18 protein-coding genes are annotated in these 19,243 nt (G+C 62.5%); 12 read left to right on the top strand and 6 right to left on the bottom strand.

Features of this window, described 5'->3' with window-relative positions:
• Positions 1–92: 92 nt before the first annotated feature.
• A complete protein-coding gene (locus tag DMY87_RS09960) occupies positions 93–593 on the top strand; it encodes a cytochrome b (protein WP_165826198.1) in 501 nt (166 codons plus the stop codon).
• A 38-nt stretch (positions 594–631) separates the two neighbouring features.
• Entirely contained in the window at positions 632–1,102 is a 471-nt protein-coding gene (locus tag DMY87_RS09955) for a DUF2867 domain-containing protein (protein WP_110791447.1), read from the top strand.
• A 13-nt stretch (positions 1,103–1,115) separates the two neighbouring features.
• Here the strand turns inward: DMY87_RS09955 and DMY87_RS09950 are convergent, their stop codons facing one another.
• Complete coding sequence (locus DMY87_RS09950) at positions 1,116–2,210, bottom strand: TraB/GumN family protein (RefSeq protein WP_110791155.1); 1,095 nt, start codon at positions 2,208–2,210, stop codon at positions 1,116–1,118.
• A 76-nt stretch (positions 2,211–2,286) separates the two neighbouring features.
• The gene (locus DMY87_RS09945) at positions 2,287–3,210 is read right to left on the bottom strand and encodes a tyrosine recombinase XerC (protein ID WP_110791154.1); all 924 of its coding nucleotides are present in this window, start codon (positions 3,208–3,210) and stop codon (positions 2,287–2,289) included.
• A 157-nt stretch (positions 3,211–3,367) separates the two neighbouring features.
• Here DMY87_RS09945 and DMY87_RS09940 point away from each other — a divergent pair, with 157 nt between their 5' ends.
• The 7 genes from DMY87_RS09940 (at position 3,368) to DMY87_RS09910 (ending at position 11,299) form a co-directional block, all read left to right on the top strand.
• A complete protein-coding gene (locus DMY87_RS09940) occupies positions 3,368–5,581 on the top strand; it encodes a primosomal protein N' (protein ID WP_110791153.1) in 2,214 nt (737 codons plus the stop codon).
• A gap of 103 nt (positions 5,582–5,684) precedes the next feature.
• Positions 5,685–6,068, top strand: a complete 384-nt coding sequence (locus tag DMY87_RS09935) for an AGROH133_08824 family phage infection protein (protein WP_110791152.1) — start codon at positions 5,685–5,687, stop codon at positions 6,066–6,068.
• 263 nt (positions 6,069–6,331) lie between these two features.
• Positions 6,332–6,898: a F0F1 ATP synthase subunit delta gene (locus DMY87_RS09930; RefSeq protein ID WP_110791151.1), complete on the top strand. Its 567-nt coding sequence runs from the start codon at positions 6,332–6,334 to the stop codon at positions 6,896–6,898.
• Entirely contained in the window at positions 6,898–8,427 is a 1,530-nt protein-coding gene (gene atpA / locus DMY87_RS09925; RefSeq protein WP_110791150.1) for a F0F1 ATP synthase subunit alpha, read from the top strand. The genes DMY87_RS09930 and atpA overlap by 1 nt, the downstream gene beginning before the upstream one ends.
• A gap of 29 nt (positions 8,428–8,456) precedes the next feature.
• Entirely contained in the window at positions 8,457–9,335 is an 879-nt protein-coding gene (locus DMY87_RS09920) for a F0F1 ATP synthase subunit gamma (RefSeq protein ID WP_110791149.1), read from the top strand.
• 24 nt (positions 9,336–9,359) lie between these two features.
• On the top strand, positions 9,360–10,823 hold the full coding sequence (gene atpD / locus DMY87_RS09915; protein ID WP_110791148.1) for a F0F1 ATP synthase subunit beta: 1,464 nt from the start codon (positions 9,360–9,362) through the stop codon (positions 10,821–10,823).
• Between the two features lie 68 nt (positions 10,824–10,891).
• Positions 10,892–11,299: a F0F1 ATP synthase subunit epsilon gene (locus DMY87_RS09910; RefSeq protein WP_062282344.1), complete on the top strand. Its 408-nt coding sequence runs from the start codon at positions 10,892–10,894 to the stop codon at positions 11,297–11,299.
• 66 nt (positions 11,300–11,365) lie between these two features.
• Here DMY87_RS09910 and DMY87_RS09905 read toward each other — a convergent pair whose 3' ends face one another.
• The 4 genes from DMY87_RS09905 to DMY87_RS09890 form a co-directional block, all read right to left on the bottom strand.
• Positions 11,366–12,979: a GMC family oxidoreductase gene (locus DMY87_RS09905; RefSeq protein WP_110791446.1), complete on the bottom strand. Its 1,614-nt coding sequence runs from the start codon at positions 12,977–12,979 to the stop codon at positions 11,366–11,368.
• A gap of 8 nt (positions 12,980–12,987) precedes the next feature.
• Positions 12,988–14,205, bottom strand: coding sequence for a mandelate racemase/muconate lactonizing enzyme family protein (locus tag DMY87_RS09900; protein ID WP_110791147.1), 1,218 nt, complete (start codon positions 14,203–14,205; stop codon positions 12,988–12,990).
• 27 nt (positions 14,206–14,232) lie between these two features.
• A complete protein-coding gene (locus tag DMY87_RS09895; RefSeq protein WP_110791146.1) occupies positions 14,233–15,657 on the bottom strand; it encodes an aldehyde dehydrogenase family protein in 1,425 nt (474 codons plus the stop codon).
• A gap of 101 nt (positions 15,658–15,758) precedes the next feature.
• Entirely contained in the window at positions 15,759–16,685 is a 927-nt protein-coding gene (locus DMY87_RS09890; protein WP_245408875.1) for a LysR substrate-binding domain-containing protein, read from the bottom strand.
• A gap of 188 nt (positions 16,686–16,873) precedes the next feature.
• Here DMY87_RS09890 and DMY87_RS09885 point away from each other — a divergent pair, with 188 nt between their 5' ends.
• The 3 genes from DMY87_RS09885 (at position 16,874) to DMY87_RS09875 (ending at position 19,216) form a co-directional block, all read left to right on the top strand.
• Complete coding sequence (locus DMY87_RS09885) at positions 16,874–17,806, top strand: L-lactate dehydrogenase (protein ID WP_110791145.1); 933 nt, start codon at positions 16,874–16,876, stop codon at positions 17,804–17,806.
• A gap of 76 nt (positions 17,807–17,882) precedes the next feature.
• Positions 17,883–18,254 (top strand): ArsR/SmtB family transcription factor, encoded by a 372-nt coding sequence (locus DMY87_RS09880; RefSeq protein ID WP_110791144.1) that lies wholly within the window; start codon positions 17,883–17,885, stop codon positions 18,252–18,254.
• A gap of 23 nt (positions 18,255–18,277) precedes the next feature.
• On the top strand, positions 18,278–19,216 hold the full coding sequence (locus tag DMY87_RS09875) for a LysR family transcriptional regulator (protein WP_110791143.1): 939 nt from the start codon (positions 18,278–18,280) through the stop codon (positions 19,214–19,216).
• Positions 19,217–19,243 lie beyond the last annotated feature (27 nt).

Here is a 19,243-nt window from a genome sequence, read left to right as displayed (position 1 = left end):
TGATAAGATTGAAGGCCGTCGCTTGCCCCCCAAGCGGCGGCCTTTATCATATGCAGGCACTGCCTCTTTCCCAATTGACGAAAGGCAAACCCATGCCCGCGATGACGCCGACATCCTATTCCATCCTCCAGAAAGCCCTGCACTGGGCGATGGCCCTCCTCATCCTCTTCAACCTGCTCTTTGCCGATGCGATGGAGGAAGCCGTCGAGGCTTACGAGCGCGGAGAAGTCCCCTCGGCCGAAGACCTCTCCTCCGCCAATCTCCACGCCTATCTCGGCATCACCGTGCTCTGTCTTGGGCTCATTCGGCTTGCCGTGCGCCTGATCCGTGGTGCCCCGGCGGCGCCTGAAGAGGAGCCGCCGATCCTGCGGCTTGCCTCAAAAGTGGCCCATTGGGCTTTCTATGCGCTGTTCATCCTCCTGCCGTTCAGCGGCATCGGCAAATACTATTTCGGCAACGACGTCGCCGGCGAGGTCCATGGCGGACCGCTGAAGCTGCTGATGTGGGCACTGATCGTGGTTCACATTGCCGCAGTGCTGGTGCACCAGTTCTACTGGAAGACCTCCGTCGCACAGCGTATGACGAAAGGGTGAAACGCGGCGCCCTGAGGTCGCCGGATCTTGGGGCGCGCATGTCTGACATATCCGCCGAATCCGTGACTCTGCCGCACCGGGCACTGCCCTTGGCGAACTGGGCCGATTGTTACACCGTAACCATCTTCGATCCCGAAGCGAAGGCTCTCGATCTCGCCCGAGCGATGTTCGAGCGGGCACCGCGCTGGATCGCCTTGCTTCTTGCCCTGCGAAACAGCATCGTTGTTCTGTTCGGCTTGAAATCCGCCGAACTCGGTGTCGCCGATGGCGAGACTGTCGGGGCTTTCCCGGTGGTCAGCGCCCGTGACGACCAGGTCGTACTCGGCTTCGACGACAGGCACCTGAATTTTAGGATCGTGTTGGATGTCACGCCTGCCGGTGCTCAGGCGCGAAAGCTTGCCGTCACAACACTGGTCGAGCGACACAATCTCTTCGGGCGGATCTATATCTTTCTCATCACGCCGTTCCACAAGCTGATCGTCCGGACCATGCTGGCGCGGATGGCCTAAGCGGCTTGTCGGCTCAACGTCCGGCCTGCGTGACCGTGAAGCCCTGCTTGCGGAAGAGTTCGACGAGCCCTTCCTCTCCCGGCAGATGGAGTGCACCCACGGCGATGAAGGCATTGCCTTTTTCCAGGTGCCGCAGGCTCCCCTTGGACATGACGATGTTGCGGTCCCGCACGATGCGATCCTCGAAGGCGGCGTAGCCGTTTTCGGCGCCGGTCTCGGGCATCGGGGCGACGGCCTTCAACATGGGCATGGTCATGCCGACGTCGCCGTTGAGGTAGAGTTCGGTCATCGTTTCGGTGACGTCTTCCATCTTGTCGCCGAGCGCGATCGTCTCGATCAGAGCCTCGAAATGGAAGTTCAACGGCAAATCGGCCATGGCCTGCAACTGCTCGACCATGGTTTCGAGCCCAGCGACCGGCTTGCCGGCCTTGACGGCGTCTTCGGCGATCTGCTTGTCGAGGAAGGAGGCACCTGCCGCCTTGCGCGCCATTTCGCAGGCGGGCAGGGCGACGAAACTGGCAAGAATCCAGGGTTTCATCCGCGACACCGTGCCGAGCGCCAACCCGCGCTCCTTCAAGCCAGCCTCCAATGCCTTCAGGTCTTCGGCATCGATATGATCCTTGATGCTGGTGCCATCGGTAAACATCGTGAGTTCCGGATGCATCAGAAGCGTCGCGCCAGCTTTCTGCTCGTCGAGAACCTCGTCCGATTCGATCACCACGATATCGGCGGCCGCCGCTGCCTCGCGGGCACCGGGCGGCATGGTCAGGACACGCGGATCGGTCACATGCATGGTGCCGAGCAGCCAGGACGGCGCCACGCCCGGCTTTTCGATCTTCCAGAAGATGCCTTTGCCGTTTGGAACCTTTGCTGCCTCGTCGCGGATCTTCTGCAGTTCCGCAGGATTCTCCTTCTCCATGGCGACCAGCAGGTTGTGGCCGTGGCAGCTCGTATCCGTCGCCGCATGGGCAGGGCTGAGGGTTAGGAGGGTGCTTATCAGCACGACAAGCAGCAGGAGCGGCAGCGCACCCGCGAGCCAGACAAGCGCATCCGCCGCCGACGGGCGCGGCAGACGGGTTCGCAGCGGGAAGAACGGTTGCGTGCTCATGATGTCTCCTGTGTGGATCGGGACAATAGAAGTGCCGATCCTCACGTTGGCTTAATGATCGTGGTTAACACCGGCATCACGCGCGCGGATGCGCGCGGTCGTAGATGTCCAGCAGCCGCCTGCTGTCCACGCCCGTATAGATCTGCGTCGTCGACAGGCTGGCGTGGCCCAGCAGTTCCTGGATCGTGCGCAGGTCGCCGCCGCTTCCCAAGAGATGGGTGGCAAAGGAATGGCGCAGCGCATGGGGCGTCGCCGAGTCCGGCAGGCCGAGCGCCGAACGCAGGCGCTGCATCTCCCGCTGGATGATTGCCGGCTGCAGCTTGCCACCGCGCGCGCCGCGAAAGAGGGGTTCCGCCTCGTCGAGGTGATAGGGGCAGAGCTTGCGGTAGGTTTCAACGGCCTCGCCGACAACAGGCAAGAGCGGCACCAGCCGCGTCTTTCCGCCCTTGCCGGTGACACGCAGACTGGTGGCCTTGGCGTGGAAGGCGGAGGGCGTCAGGTCGAGGGCTTCGGAGATACGCAGGCCGCAGCCATAGAGAAGAGAGAGGACGGCGGCGTCACGGGCGGCAATCCAGGGCTCCTCGTTCATCTGTGTGGCTCGGTCGACCACGGTGATGGCCTGGCTGCCGGACAGCGGCTTGGGAAGCGACCTCGGTTGCTTGGGGGACCGTACCGCCGAGGCGCCGGCGGCATTGACGAGGCCCTTGCGCTCGAGGAAATGCAGAAAAGAGCGAAGTCCGGCGAGATGCCGGCCGAGCGACCGGGCACCGGCGCCCTCCTTGCGGCGCGAGGCCAGAAAGGCGCGCAGATCGGCCGGCCTCAGGTCCTTGATATCGTCGACGCGCACGGTCCCGCCGATGTAACCCGAAAGAAATTGCAGAAATTGGCGCGTATCGCGCTCATAGGCCTCCAGCGTGTTGCCGGCCAGGCGGCGTTCCGCGCCCAGCCTGTCGAGCCACGCTGCCCGCTCGCCAAGAAGTCTTTCGTCTGCCGGGATCACAATGAAGCCTTGGGTGTTGAGAGGTCCTCGTCGCCCACGATGGCTTGAGAGGGTTACCGAAAGCCTAACGTTTGCTGTCACCTTTCGCTGTCGAACCGCTTCAACCCCAACAATCGGCTGTTTCCTTTCCCGGCCGACGGGGGCAAGTTGCACGCCGATGAAGGACGATTCGAACACCCTTTTCGGCGAACTCTTCGACAGTCCGCGCCGCAAGGTCGTGCCGGTGCTGGTGCCCATGCCGGCACCCACGGCCTATAGCTATGCCGTGCCGGATGGCGCCATCGTGGAGCCGGGCGCGATCGTCCAGGTGCCGCTCGGGCCCCGCCAGGTGGTCGGCATCGTCTGGGACGGCGAAGATGGTTCCACCGTCGATCCGAAGAAGCTGCGGGAGATCACGAAAGTCTTCGATTGCCCGCCGCTTGATCGGGACATGCGCAGCTTTCTCGACTGGGTAGCCACTTACACGCTGTCTCCGCCCGGCTACGTCGCCCGCATGGCCCTGCGCGCACCGGCGGCCCTCGATCCGGAGCCGATGATCGAAGGCTTGCGCTACAGCGGCTATCAGCCGGAGAAGATGACGCCGGCCCGGCAAAAGGTTCTGGCGCTCGCTGGCGACGGACTGTCCTGGACCAAGAGTGGCCTTGCGCATGCCACCGGCGTCTCGACCAGCGTCATCGACGGTCTCGCCAAGCAGGGTGTGTTCGAACAGGTCTTCCTGCCGCCGCCACCGATCGTCGCTGCCCCCGACCCCGATTATGCCGAGCATCGCCTGGCCGGGCCGCAGCTGGAGGCCGCAGACGCGTTGCGCGAGCAGATCCGCAATGGTGGCTTCTCCGTCTCCCTGATCGACGGCGTCACCGGCTCGGGCAAGACGGAGGTCTATTTCGAGGCGATCGCGGAAACGCTGAAGCAGGGCAAGCAGGTGCTGATCCTGCTGCCGGAAATCGCGCTCACCGCCAACTTCCTTGAGCGCTTCCAGGATCGCTTCGGCGCAAAACCCGGCGAATGGCATTCGGATCTTGCGACACGGACGCGCGAAAAGGTTTGGCGCCAGGCGGCAACCGGCGAGATCCGCGTGGTCGCCGGTGCCCGCTCGGCGCTGTTCCTGCCGTTCGAGAACCTCGGCCTCATCATCGTCGACGAAGAGCATGACCCCGCCTTCAAGCAGGAGGACCGCGTCTTCTATAATGCGCGCGACATGGCCGTCGTGCGGGCGCGCATCGCCAACTTTCCTGTAGTCCTGGTGTCGGCGACGCCCTCGGTCGAGAGCCAGGTCAATTGCATTGCAGGCCGCTACAAGCGCATCCATCTTCCGACGCGCTTTGCCGATGCGGCGATGCCGGACCTGCATCTGATCGATATGCGTCGGCATCCGCCGGAGCGCGGCGGCTTCCTCTCGCCGATCCTCTTGCGCTCGGTCGGCAAGGCAGTCGAGCGGGGAGAGCAGGCGCTGCTCTTCCTCAATCGGCGCGGCTATGCGCCGCTGACGCTCTGCCGGGTCTGCGGTCATCGCTTCCAATGCCCGCAATGCTCAAGCTGGTTGGTCGAGCATCGCTTTCGTGGCCAGATCCAGTGCCATCAATGCGGTTATCACGAGCCGACCCCGAATGCCTGCCCCGAATGCGGGACGCTCGACCACCTCGTCGCCTGCGGTCCGGGCGTCGAGCGGATCGCGGAAGAGGTCGAAAAACACTTTCCCGATGCGCGCACGCTGGTGCTGTCGTCCGATCTCGGCGGGGTCAAGCGATTGCGGCTTGAGCTGGAGGCGATCGCCAATGGCGAGGCGGATATCGTCATCGGCACACAGCTCGTTGCCAAGGGTCACAATTTTCCGCTGATGACGCTGGTGGGGATCATCGATGCCGATATCGGCCTGTCGAACGGCGACCCACGCGCGGCCGAACGCACCTTCCAGCTCCTGTCCCAGGTCACCGGCCGCGCCGGGCGGACGGGGCGCAAGAGCCTGGGGCTGATGCAGACCTTCCAGCCGCAGCATCCGGTGATGCAGGCACTCGTCTCCGGTGACGCTTCTGCCTTCTACGAGCGCGAGATCATCGAGCGGGAGCGGGCGCAACTTCCCCCCTATGGCCGGCTGGTGTCGATCATCGTGTCGGCCGATACGCGAGCGGAAGCCGAAGGCCACGCCCGGGCACTGCGCCAAACGGCACCTGTCGAACCGGGCATTACCATCCTCGGCCCGGCGGAAGCGCCGTTGGCGCTGATCCGGGGAAGACACCGCTTTCGCCTGCTCGTGCATGGGCGCCGGAGCAGCGACATGCAGACCTTCGTGCGCGCTCTTCTGGAGAGGGGGCCGAAGGAGCGTCGCTCGATCCAGGTGCAGGTCGATGTCGATCCGCAGAGCTTCCTCTGACATTGCCCTGCCGGTCTGAGACAAGAAAAGTGCTGAAGGGCGATACCGTGCGCTGTGGAATCGTGGCATAAGCCGCGCGACTTCATTCATATCGGGATCTCTCATGGAGTTCTATTTTCCGACCGAAACCGGCGAGCAGCTGGCGTTCCTTGCTGCGGCCGCCGCTGCTCTCATCGGCTGTTTCGTGCTGTTTGCTCCCGGTCTCACGCTCAGACTGCTTGGGCTTGCCATCGCCGGCGATCGGCCGGAAGGCTTAGGTGCGACCCGTTCTGCAGGCGGATTGATCGTCGGCTTTTCCGGCACGGCACTGCTTCTCGCCCAACCCACCGTCTATCTCGCCTTCGGTGCTGCGATCGGGCTCGCAGCCTTCGCCCGCATCCTGTCCATCATGTCCGACCATGGGGGCACATGGCGCAATATGCTTCTTCTGGTTGTAGAGCTGGTGCTTGCTGCTCTCCCGCTTGCTTATGTCTTTGGTCTGACGTGAAGATCCGCTTTCCCGTTCGAACTGCGCGGGATCCCGCCAATTTGACGCAGATCCGGACAAAATTCGGTCCCAGGCCTTGCTCTGAAGGAGCAAACCGTTAATACGCGTGTTGCGAGTCTGGATACGCTATGCTAGACGAACCGCGAAATTCGGAAAACGCAAGCGAAGAAGGCTCGCGTTTTTGAGGAAAACAAAACGATTTCAGGGCTTTGTCCTGCCTCTCTCGAGGTGTCGGACATCCTGGGTCAAGATCAGGGAATTTTTTGCCCGTGGCAGACGCATCCCAAGTGATTTCTGGCGTGGCCGAGCGTTACGCATCGTCGCTTTTCGAGCTTGCGCTCGAAGCCGGTGCGCTGGACGCCGTCTCGGCTGATCTCAACCGCTTCCAGGCGATGATCGATGAGAGCGCCGATCTGAAGCGCCTTGTCCTGTCGCCCGTTTTTACGGCCGAGGATCAGGTTAATGCGATCACCGCGATCGGCGAAAAGGCCGGATTCAGCGCGCTGGTCCTGAACTTCCTCAAGGTCGTCGCCGGCAATCGCCGCCTGTTTGCCGTATCCGGCATGGTGGCTGGTTATCGCCAGGCCGTTGCCCGTCACAAGGGTGAGGTCACGGCCGATGTCACCTCCGCTCATGCCCTCACGGCTGAGCAGGAAACTGAACTGAAGGCGGCGCTGAAGAGCGTTACCGGCAAGGAAGTCTCGATCGTTGTCACGGTCGACCCCTCCCTGCTCGGCGGCCTGATCGTCAAGGTCGGCTCCCGCCAGATCGACACGTCTCTTCGCACCAAACTTTCCACCCTTAAGCTTGCACTGAAAGAGGTTGGCTGATGGATATCCGCGCCGCGGAAATTTCCGCAATTCTGAAAGATCAAATCAAGAACTTCGGCAAGGAGGCGGAAGTCTCTGAAGTCGGTCAGGTTCTGTCCGTCGGTGACGGTATCGCCCGCGTCTACGGCCTCGACAATGTCCAGGCCGGTGAAATGGTCGAGTTCCCGGGCGGCATCCGCGGCATGGCGCTCAACCTCGAAGCCGATAACGTCGGTGTGGTTCTCTTCGGTGCCGACCGCGGCATCAAGGAAGGCGACATCGTCAAGCGCACCGGCGCGATCGTTGACGTTCCGGTCGGTCCGGAACTGCTCGGCCGCGTTGTTGACGCGCTCGGCAATCCAATCGATGGCAAGGGCCCGATCAACGCCGCGAAGCGTTCGCGCGTTGACGTCAAGGCTCCGGGCATCATCCCGCGCAAGTCGGTTCATGAGCCGATGTCGACCGGCCTCAAGGCCATCGACGCTCTGATCCCGGTTGGCCGTGGCCAGCGCGAGCTCGTCATCGGTGACCGTCAGACCGGCAAGACCGCGATCATTCTCGACACCTTCCTGAACCAGAAGGCCGTGCATGACAGCGGCGCCGACAATGACAAGCTTTACTGCGTCTACGTCGCTATCGGCCAGAAGCGCTCGACCGTTGCCCAGTTCGTGAAGGTGCTCGAAGAGCGCGGCGCACTGCAGTACTCGATCATCATCGCCGCGACCGCATCCGACCCGGCTCCGATGCAGTACCTCGCACCGTTCGCTGGTTGCGCGATGGGCGAATACTTCCGCGACAACGGCAAGCATGCCCTGATCGCTTATGACGATCTGTCCAAGCAGGCTGTCGCTTACCGCCAGATGTCGCTTCTTCTGCGCCGTCCGCCGGGCCGCGAAGCTTATCCGGGTGACGTCTTCTACCTGCATTCGCGTCTGCTTGAGCGCGCTGCCAAGATGGGCGACGCTGCCGGTGCCGGCTCGCTGACTGCTCTGCCGGTCATCGAAACCCAGGGCAACGACGTGTCTGCCTTCATTCCGACCAACGTGATCTCGATCACCGACGGCCAGATCTTCCTTGAAACCGACCTGTTCTACCAGGGCATCCGTCCGGCCGTTAACGTCGGTCTGTCGGTTTCGCGCGTCGGTTCGGCCGCTCAGGTCAAGGCGATGAAGCAGGTTGCCGGCTCGATCAAGGGTGAACTCGCCCAGTATCGCGAAATGGCCGCCTTCGCCCAGTTCGGTTCCGACCTTGATGCCGCCACCCAGCGCCTGCTGAACCGTGGTGCGCGCCTGACGGAACTCCTGAAGCAGCCGCAGTTCTCGCCGCTCAAGACGGAAGAACAGGTTGCCGTGATCTTCGCCGGCGTGAACGGTTATCTCGACAAGATCGCCGTGAACCAGGTTGGCAAGTTCGAACAGGGCCTGCTCTCCTACCTCCACTCGGAAGGCAAGGCGATTCTCGACGCCATCCGCACCGAAAAGGCGATCAGCGACGATACCAAGGGCAAGCTCAAGGCCGCTCTCGATACCTTCGCGAAGAACTTCGCCTAATTCAGGCTCAAGCCAAGGACGGATAACGGATGCCTTCACTTAAGGATCTGAAAAACCGGATCGCCTCCGTCAAGGCGACGCAGAAGATCACCAAGGCGATGAAAATGGTCGCCGCGGCGAAGCTGCGTCGCGCTCAGGAAGCGGCCGAGGCTGCGCGTCCCTATTCGCAGCGCATGGGCGTCGTCCTGGCCAATATCGCTCAGGCGGTCGGCACGGACGATAGCGCACCGCGCCTGATGACGGGCACCGGCAAGGACGACGTGCATCTGCTCGTCGTCTGCACGGCTGAACGTGGTCTGTGCGGCGGCTTCAACTCGTCGATCTCGCGTTTCGCCCGTGACCATGCGCGCAAGCTGCTGGCCGCCGGCAAGACGGTGAAGATCTTCTGCGTCGGCAAGAAGGGCTTTGACAGCCTGCGTCGCGAATTCGGCAGCATGATCGTGGAACGCGTCGACCTGCGCGAAGTCAAGCGCATGAGCTTCGCGGATGCGGATGCCATCGGTCGCAAGATCATCGGCATGTTCGATCGCGGTGAGTTTGACGTCTGCACGCTGTTCTATGCCGAGTTCAAGTCGGTGATCAGCCAGGTCCCGACCGCTCTCCAGCTCGTTCCGGCCGCTCCGCCGGTTGCAGCTTCCGAAAGCGGCGCGACGGCGCTTTACGAATATGAGCCGGATGCGTCGGCGATCCTTACGGATCTGATCCCGCGCAACATTTCGGTTCAGGTCTTCCGGGCCCTGCTCGAAAATGTCGCTGGTGAAATGGGCGCCAAGATGAGCGCCATGGACAATGCGACCCGCAATGCTGGTGAAATGATCAACAAGCTGACCTTGTCCTACAACCGTCAGCGTCAGGCCCAGATCACCAAGGAACTCATTGAAATCATTTCGGGCGCGGAAGCGCTCTGAGGTTAAGGAAAGAGGGTAAGATACATGGCTAAGGCAGCTACCCCCAAGTCTAAGGCGGTCAACTCCGCAGCCGGTGCTCTCGGCAAGGTCACGCAGGTCATCGGCGCCGTCGTCGACGTCGCATTCGAAGGCGAACTGCCCCCGATCCTGAACGCGCTGGAAACCGACAACGGCGGCAACCGCCTCGTTCTCGAAGTCGCGCAGCACCTCGGCGAAAACCAGGTCCGCACGATCGCGATGGACTCGACCGAAGGTCTGGTTCGCGGTCAGCCGGTTTCCGACACGGGCGCTCCGATCTCGGTTCCGGTCGGTCCGGAAACGCTCGGCCGCATCATGAACGTCATCGGCGAGCCGGTTGACGAAGCCGGTCCGCTGGTCACCGCTTCCAAGCGCGCTATCCACCAGGAAGCGCCTGCTTACGTCGAACAGTCGACCGAAGCCCAGATCCTGGTCACCGGCATCAAGGTCGTCGACCTTCTGGCGCCTTACGCCAAGGGCGGCAAGATCGGCCTGTTCGGCGGCGCAGGCGTTGGCAAGACCGTTCTGATCATGGAACTGATCAACAACGTCGCCAAGGCGCACGGCGGTTACTCTGTCTTCGCTGGCGTGGGTGAACGTACCCGCGAAGGCAACGACCTTTACCACGAAATGATCGAATCGGGCGTCAACAAGCACGGCGGTGGCGAAGGCTCCAAGGCTGCTCTCGTTTACGGCCAGATGAATGAACCGCCGGGCGCCCGCGCTCGCGTCGCTCTGACCGGTCTGACGATCGCTGAAGACTTCCGCGACAAGGGCCAGGACGTTCTGTTCTTCGTCGACAACATCTTCCGCTTCACCCAGGCAGGTTCCGAAGTGTCGGCTCTGCTCGGCCGTATCCCGTCGGCCGTTGGTTACCAGCCGACGCTCGCCACCGACATGGGCCAGATGCAGGAACGCATCACCACCACGACCAAGGGCTCGATCACCTCGGTTCAGGCCATCTACGTTCCCGCCGACGACTTGACCGACCCGGCTCCGGCCACCTCGTTCGCCCACCTGGACGCAACGACGGTTCTGTCGCGCTCGATCGCTGAAAAGGGTATCTACCCGGCTGTTGACCCGCTCGACTCGACCTCGCGTATGCTGGACCCGATGGTTGTCGGCGAAGAGCACTACGAAGTTGCTCGTAAGGTCCAGACGACCCTGCAGCGCTACAAGTCGCTCCAGGACATCATCGCCATCCTCGGGATGGACGAACTGTCCGAAGAAGACAAGGTCACGGTTGCTCGCGCCCGTAAGATCGAACGCTTCTTGTCGCAGCCGTTCTTCGTTGCTGAAATCTTCACCGGTTCGCCGGGCAAGCTGGTTGCGCTCGAAGACACGATCAAGGGCTTCAAGGGCCTGGTCAACGGCGACTACGACCATCTTCCGGAAGCCGCCTTCTACATGGTCGGCTCGATGGACGAAGCGATCGAAAAGGCCAAGCGCCTGGCTGCAGAAGCCGCCTGAGAATGGAACGTCGGCACGCGGGGTGATCCTCGCGTGCCGCTCCTCCCTTCATGAGAGAGTGAACGATCATGGCCGACAATTTCAATTTTGAGCTCGTTTCGCCCGAGCGTCTGCTGCTCTCCGCCCAGGTGAGCGAAGTCGTGATTCCGGCAACGGATGGCGAAATGACCGTCATGGCCAATCATGCGCCGACCATGACCACGATCAAGCCGGGCATCATCAGCGTGAAGCTCGCCTCCGGTCAGGTCACCAAGTATGTCGTCTTCGGCGGCTTCGCCGATGTCCTTCCGACCGGTTGCACGCTGCTCGCCGAATCGGCCGTGCCGCTTGCCGAGATTGCGCCTGACACGCTCACCAAGCGGATCGATGAAGCTCGCAAGGAACTCGACGGCGTCGAGCATCACGAGCATCGTACCCGCCTTGAGCAGTACCTGGCTGAACTGACCAACCTGAACGGCGTTCTGGTCGCGGCCTGAGCGCGTTCTAAACAACAGCATTCGATGAAGCCGGATCTCTGATCCGGCTTTTGTCGTTTGGCGACCTCAGCGATGATCTTCGAGAATCATCTCGGCCGCCTTTTCCGCCACCATCATGGTCGGGGCATTGATGTTGCCGGCCGTGATGTTGGGGAAGATCGAGGCGTCGACGATGCGAAGGCCCGACAGACCGTGCACACGCAGCCGGCTGTCTACCACCGATCGGGTCGCGTCCGGGCCCATGCGGCAGGTGCCACAAAGGTGGTAGATCGAACCGCTGTTATGGCGAAAATACTCAAGCAGTTTTCGATCGCTATCTGCACTGCCAGAGGGGGAGACTTCGTCTTCGATCCAGGCCTGCAGTGCAGGTGCGGACGCGATGGTGCGCATCAGGCGGCTGCCCTGCAGGACTTCGCCGATATCGTGTTCCGTCGTCAGGTAATTGGGTCGGATCAGAGGCGCTGCCAATGGGTCGGCTGAGGCGATACCGACTGATCCCCGGCTGCTCGGGCGGCAGGCATTGAAGGCCATCAGAAAGCCGGGATAGGGCTCGGGCGTCAGCCCCGCGCGGGGATTGTCAGGGATGCGGTACGACAGCGGATTGAAGTAGAGCTGGATATTCGGACGTGCTTCCTCGGGCCGCCCACGGAAGAAGCCGCCAGCCTGATTGACACTCATCGCAAAGGGGCCGCTTCGGCGCAGCAGATAGGTGAGGCCGAACTTCGCCTGGCCCAGAAGAGTGCCGAAATCACCGTTCAGCGTGGGGCGCTTCGAACGGTAGTAGAAGCTGGCGCACAGATGATCCTGCAGGTTTTGCCCGACGGCTGGCAGGTGGTGCTGTGTTCGGACGCCGTGGGCGAAGAGAAGCGCGCCGTCCCCGATGCCGGACAGTTGCAGAAGTTTCGGCGTATCGACGGCGCCGGCGCTGAGGATAACTTCGCGGCGCGCGCGAAATGTCCGCGTCTGGCCGTTCTTCAGGACTTCGACGGCTCTCGCGGTGCCATCGGGGCCGAGAACGATCCGTCTCGCCAGGGCATTGCGCTCGATCTTCACGGACCCCTTGCGCAAGGCCGGCCGCAGATATTCCGCACTCGAATGAGAGCGTTGGCCGCGCCGGGTGTTGATGTCGTAGACACCTGCACCCTCGACGGTCGCACCATTGAAGTCAGAATTTTCCGGCAGGCCAAGCTCGCCACAGGCTTCCAGAAAGGCATCGCTCACGGGGTGGGTCGCGCCGCGCATCGGGGTTATGTGAATGGGCCCCTTGCCACCGTGCCAGTGGCTCTCACCGCGGGCATGGGTTTCGAGCTTGCGGAAATAGGGCAACACATCATCATATCCCCAACCGGGATTGCCGGCGGCCCGCCAGTCGTCGAAATCGCTCCGGTCACCGCGCACGAAGATCATGGCGTTGATCGAACCCGAGCCGCCCTGCACCTTGCCACGCGGCGCATAGATGCGCCGGCCGCCGAGCTCGGCTTCCGGCTCCGTCCGATACATCCAGTTGACCTTGGGATTGTAGTAGCTCTTGGCGTATCCGACCGGAATCTTGAACCAGAAGGACTTGTCCTCCCCGCCCGCTTCGATCAGGAGAACCGTGTAGCGTCCGCTCTCGCTCAACCGGCTGGCCACGATGCAGCCGGCCGAACCGGCACCGACGACGACGAAATCGAACTCCATCGGTGTCATCAACCCTTGGCCGGCGCGAAGGCTTTGATATCAATCGGTTCGGGCGCCATCTGCAGATGCAAGCGGTCGCCAGTGTAGGGCGTGTGGCGGGCGATGACCTCGTGGTTCAACTCGATGCCCAGGCCCGGCTCGCGCGAGGGGATGAGATAACCGTCGTCGAAGCCGAGCTTCACCTTCAGCACCTCGGCGTGGAAACCGCCAAAATCCATGATCGCCTCGTGGATAAGGAAGTTCGGGCAGGTCGCCGCGAGTTGTATGGAGGCGGCTGCCCCGACCGGGCCGTTATAGAGATGCGGCGCGATCTGCGCATAAAAGGACTCGGCCATCCCGGCGATCTTCTTCGCCTCCAGCAAGCCGCCGACGCGTGCGACATTCATCTGCAGGATGGAGGCCGAGCCAAGCTGCAATACTCTTTGGAATTCGTATTTCGTCGTCAGGCGCTCGCCGGTCGATACCGGGATCGAGGTGGCACGGGCGACTTCCGCCATCGCCGCTTCCTGGCCGGGTGGCACCGGTTCCTCGAACCACAGCGGATCATATTTCTCCAGCCGCTTGGCGAGCCGGATCGCGGAGGAGGGGACCATCTGGCCGTGGGTGCCGAAGAGGATATCGGCGCGGTTGCCGATGGCATCGCGGATCTTCGCGCAGAACTCCTCGCAGCGATCCATGACGGGAAGCGACAGCTGATGTCCGGAATAGTTGGTATAGGGGCCAGCAGGGTCGAATTTCAGCGCGGTGAAACCGGCATCGACCATGCGGATCGCCTCTTCGGCCGCAAGGTCGGGGTCGTTGTAGTCGTATTCGCCGGCGGCGTTCTTCGGATAGAGATAGGTATAGGCGCGCAGCTTTTCGTGCACGGTGCCGCCGAGAAGATCGGCCACCGGCCGGCCGGCCGATTTGCCGATGATATCCCAGCAGGCAATTTCGAGACCGGAGATGATCCCGACCATGGTTGGATCCGGTCGCTGGGTGAAACCGCTCGAATAGGCCGCGCGCCAGAAGCGCTCGATCTGGTGCGGGTCGTGACCTTCCAGATAACGGCTGAAGACGTCTTCGACGAGGATCGCAATGCCTGAGGGGTGGAAGGCGGTCGAATAGATTTCACCGACGCCCGTGATGCCGCAGGCCGTCTCCAGCTCGACGAAGATCCAGTACATGCCGCCGATATGGGGGGCAGGCGTTGCAACGACGTGTGTCTTCAGCGATGCGATCTTCATGGATGCCCCCTTGGTGGCGCGCAAAAATCAGTGTTTGAGGATGACGAGGCGTGTCTGGGTGAATTCCAGCATGCCGTGTTTGCCGTCGTCGCCGCCGAGGCCGGAGCGCTTCCAGCCGGCGTGGTAGCCCTGGTAGGGATCGGCGGGGAAGCGGTTGATGTAGAGCTCGCCCGCCTCGATCTCGTTCGCCGCCTTCATCACCTTGCGATAGTTTTCGGAGAAGACCACCGAGGCAAGGCCGAACTGGTGGTCGCTGGCCATGGCCAGCGCCTCGTCGAAATCGGTATAGGGGATGACCGCCAGAACGGGTCCGAAGACTTCTTCCTGGACGATCTCCATGTCCTGGCGGCAGTCTGACAGCAGTGTCGGCGGGTAGAAATAGCCGTCCCCCTCCGGCAGGTAGCCGCCCGTCTCGATCACGGCTCCTTCGGCCTTGGCCCGCTCCACCATGTGATGCACCCTCAACCGCGCCGCCGCATTGGCGAGCGGTCCCATGTGGGTCGGGTCTTCCGCTCGGTTGCCATAGAGACGGCGTTCGAAGGCGTCTTTCAGTTTTGCGAGCAATGTCCCATGGATAGAGGCGTGCACGTAGAGACGTTCCACCGAGGTGCAGACCTGGCCGCAATGCGCCGTCTTGGCTGCCAGCACGCTCTTCGTCACCACATCGAGATCGGCATCCGGCTCGACGATGACAGGTGTCTTGCCGCCCAGCTCCAGCGAAGGCTTGGCGATGTTGGCCTTGCAGTAGTCGAGCACGACCTGGCCGGCCGCAACGCTTCCGGTCAGCGTGATCATGCCGACTTCGCGGCGCTTGCACATGACCTCCGCCACCTCATGGCTCATGGTCATGATGTTGACGAGGCCTGCGGGCAGACCAGCCTCGGCGATGCATTCGGCAATGACGAAGGCCGAGGTCGGCGTGTTGTTCGACGGGCGAACGACAACGGCGTTGCCGGCAATCAGCGCCGGGGCAATCTTTCGCACCAGCGTGTAAACAGGGAAGTTGAAGGGGATCAGGCAGGCAACGACGCCGATCGGCGCGCGTTTGAGCATCAGCGTCTCGTCGGGGGTGTCGCTCTCTATCACCTCGCCCTCGATGCGGCGCGCCCATTCGGCGTGATAGCGCATCAGTTCGACGCCGTAGATCGCCTCGCCGGTGGCATCAGCCAGGCTCTTGCCGGATTCTTTTGCCAGTGCCTCGCCGATCCGGCGGGCATTCTTCTCGATGATATCGGCCAGATGGCGCAGCGCGTTGCCGCGTTCGATCGCCGGAAGCCGGCCCCAGGACTTCTGGGCCAGCGCCGCATGGTGAACTGCGGCAATCACCTCCGCCTCGGTTGCGCAGGGCACTGCGGCGAAGACCTCGCCGGTGGCCGGATTGCGCACCTCGATCGTCTCGGGCGAGCCGGGTTCTCCAAAGGAACCACCGATGAAATTGCGCAATATGGACATGGCAGTCGCTCCGACGGCGGATTTCTGCCGCCAGTAGGGCGCTGGGTCCACTGCTTCGCAAGCGAGTTATTCTCGGTCGAAACATTCGTTTTTCGAATGTTTCAGCCTGTCGCGAGACGCAGGGCCGGCAGGTCGCCGGCGGTGAGTTCCGAGCGCAGCCAGGCATGGAAGGCTCTCACATGGCCGGAGGCGGGCTGGTCTGCCCGTGTCACCAGCCAGTAGGATTCGTGTCCTTCCACCTCGACATCCAGCACCTGCACCAGATGCCCGGCCTGCATCAAAGGTGCCACCATGGACCGATCTGCCACGGCCACGCCGAGCCCGTTGCAGGCCGCCTCGATCACCAGATCCAGCAGGTCGAATTCGAGGCCGCCGCGGGTGTCGGTCTGGCCAAGGCCCGCCGCGTCCAGCCAGCGCTGCCATGTCAGGTAACGCTGATCGGCCGAGGCCAGGACATGCAGGAAGGTGAGGCTCGACAGATCGACCGCGACGCTCCCCGTGCCCGGCGCCAGAAGCTGTGGCGCGCAGACGGCAATATGCCGCTCCGTCATCAACCGCTCGGATTTCATCGCCGACCATTCGCCATCACCGAAGCGGATGGCACAGTCGAGAATGCCGCGTTCGGCCAGATTGTCATTCAGATCGGTCGTGATGCTCAGATCGATGCCGGGAAGAAAACTGCGCAGGCTGGCAAGGCGCGGCATCAGCCAGCGCTTGGCAAAGGTCGGCGGGACATTCACCCTCAGTCTCTGCGGATTGCTCCTCTCCGTGATGTTGCGAACGGTCAGCTCGACATTGTGGAACGCCTGCTGCAGGGCTGCGAGCAGTTCCATGCCTGACGGCGTGAGGTCGAGAAAATGGTGCCGACGGATCACCAGTGGCTCGCCGAGCTGGTCTTCGAGATTGCGGACCTGGCGGCTGACCGCGCTTTGCGTCAGGTGCAGCAGCTCGGCGGCGCGCGTGAAGCTGCGGGTCTGGCCAACCACTTCAAACACCTTCATCGCCGATAGTGCGGGCAGTCGTCGCATTCTCTCTCCCTGGGGCCGCTCACCCGTTCATCTGCGGCATTTAATCAGAGGTGATGTGGGGGCGTCACGCGGATTCTGCGGTTTGGGTTCCCGCTGGTCGCATTGCAAAAGCGGTTGCAACCGATCTCCTGCCAGTGAGATAACCGAAGTCTGTAAACCGCAGTTGTGGCGGCAGGGGAGATCACGTCATGAAGGTGGGCATCGTCGGTGCGGGAATGGTCGGGAGTTCGGCGGGCTATGCGCTGGCGCTCATGGGCCTTGCGAGCGAGATCGTTCTGATCGATCAGAATGCAGCGCTTGCCGTAGCGCAGGCCGAGGACATTGCCCATGCCGTGCCCTTCATGTCATCGACCGTCGTCAATTCCGGCCACTATCGTGATCTCGAAGGGGCAGGAGTCGTCATCCTTGCCGCCGGCGTCAGCCAGAAACCGGGCGAGACCCGTCTGGAACTGCTGGAGCGCAACGCCGCCGTCTTCCGGGCTGTGCTCGCTGAGGTGCTGCCGGTGGTGCCAGATGCGATCCTGCTGATCGCGTCCAATCCCGTTGACGTGATGACCCAGATCACAACGCGTCTGTCCGGCATCGATCCGCGCCGGGTGATCGGCTCGGGCACCATTCTCGATACGGCGCGATTCCGGAGCCTGATCGGCCGTCATCTCGGCATCTCGCCGCAATCGGTCCACGCCTATGTGCTGGGCGAGCATGGTGACAGCGAGGTCCTCGCCTGGACGAGCGCGCGCGCCGGATCCGTGCCGCTCTCCTCCTTTGCTGCGCAAGTCGGCTCGCCGTTGACCACAGAGGTGCGGGCGCAGATCGACGACGGGGTGCGCAACGCGGCCTACAAAATCATCAACGGTAAAGGGTCGACCTATTACGGGATCGGCGCCGGGCTTGCCCGGATCGTCAAGGCGATCGCCCGCGACCAGCGCGACGTGCTTTCCGTGTCGATATCCACGCCCGAGGTGGCGGGAGTGCGCGACGTTGCGCTGTCGATCCCGCGTGTGGTCGGTGCCGAAGGGGTTCTTGCCGATCTCTTCCCTGATCTCGACGACGAGGAATACAGCGCCCTGAACCGCAGTGCATCGCTTCTGAAGGAGCGCGCCGACGCCATCGCTTTGTAGCCACTTCAGCCTGCATGCTCGGAGTATGGACAGCCCTTCACCGCCTCTTCCCCACAGCCCCGATACTGGATGCGTCATGACCGAAACGCCGCCGCTTACGCCACAGGATCTCGATGACTTTCTTTCGAAAGCGCGCGCGGCGAGCGCACTGTTGAAGGCGCTTTCCCATGAGACACGTCTGTTGATGCTCTGCATCCTCTGCCAGGGCGAGAAGACAGTCGGCGAGATCGAGCAGTTCCTCGGCATCCAGCAGGCGGTGGTCTCCCAGCAGCTCGCGCGGCTGCGCAGCGATGAGGTGGTCCAGACGCGGCGCAGCGGCCGGCAGATCTACTACCGGATCGCAGATCCCCAGCTCGCCGAACTGATCTCTGTGCTCTACAAGATGTATTGTGGCCCGAAGCCTGAGGCTGAGGGTGAGGCTGAAGCTATCGCTGAGCCTTTGGCCTGAAGGGCGTTGGAAGAGCGGGATACATGATCGACAAGCTGGAATTCTTCATCGCGCTTGCCCGCCAGCAGCATTTCGGCCGCGCGGCGGAAGAATGCGGCATAACCCAACCGACGCTCTCGGCCGGTATCCGGCAACTTGAGGAGCAGCTCGGCGTCATGCTGGTGCAGCGTGGTTCCCGCTTTCTCGGCCTGACCCCGGAGGGCCAGCGGGTGCTCGAATGGGCGCGCCGCATCGTCGGCGATACCAGGACCATGCGCGAGGAAATGCGGGCGGCGCGGCGGGGTCTTGCCGGTCATATCCGGCTTGCCGTCATTCCGACTGCGCTTGCCATGGTGCAGAAACTCACCGAACCCTTCCAGGCCCGGCATCCGGACGTGACCTTTTCCGTTCTGTCGCGCACCTCTTTGCAGGTGTTGAGCCTGCTGGAGAATCTCGAGATCGATGCCGGCATCACCTATCTCGACAATGAGCCGCTTGGCCGCGTCACCAGCGTGCCTCTCTATTCCGAACGTTATCACCTGATCACCGGTGTCGGAACGCCGCTTGCCGATCGCTCCAGCGTCACCTGGAGCGAGGTGGCGGACCTGCGTCTCTGCCTGTTGACCGCCGATATGCAGAACCGCCGCATCATCAACCAGCACATGGCGGATGCTGGTGTGGCGCCGAAGCCGACGCTCGAATCCAATTCGATGATCGTGCTTTTTTCGCATATCCGCACCGGCAAATGGGCCTCGATCATGCCGAGAAACGTGGCCGAGTCCTTCGGTTTCGGGGAAGAAATCCGCATGATCCCGATCACCGCGCCGGATGCTGAACACCTTGTGGGACTGGTCGCCACTCACCGAGAGCCCTTTACTCCGCTGGTCTCCGGCCTGTTGCACGAGGCCCGTCTGCTGGCGACGGCCCATGCCTTCGATAGAAATCTTCTATCGACCGACGGAAGCGGCATATTGACCTCATAAGTGTCGAACCCTCATCATCTTGCAATG

It is taken from the genome of Peteryoungia wuzhouensis, from assembly GCF_003205195.1.
Taxonomy (GTDB): Bacteria; Pseudomonadota; Alphaproteobacteria; order Rhizobiales; family Rhizobiaceae; genus Allorhizobium; species Allorhizobium wuzhouense.
The sequence above is the reverse complement of the archived record's forward strand: the minus strand, read 5'-3'. Positions and strand labels throughout refer to the sequence as shown.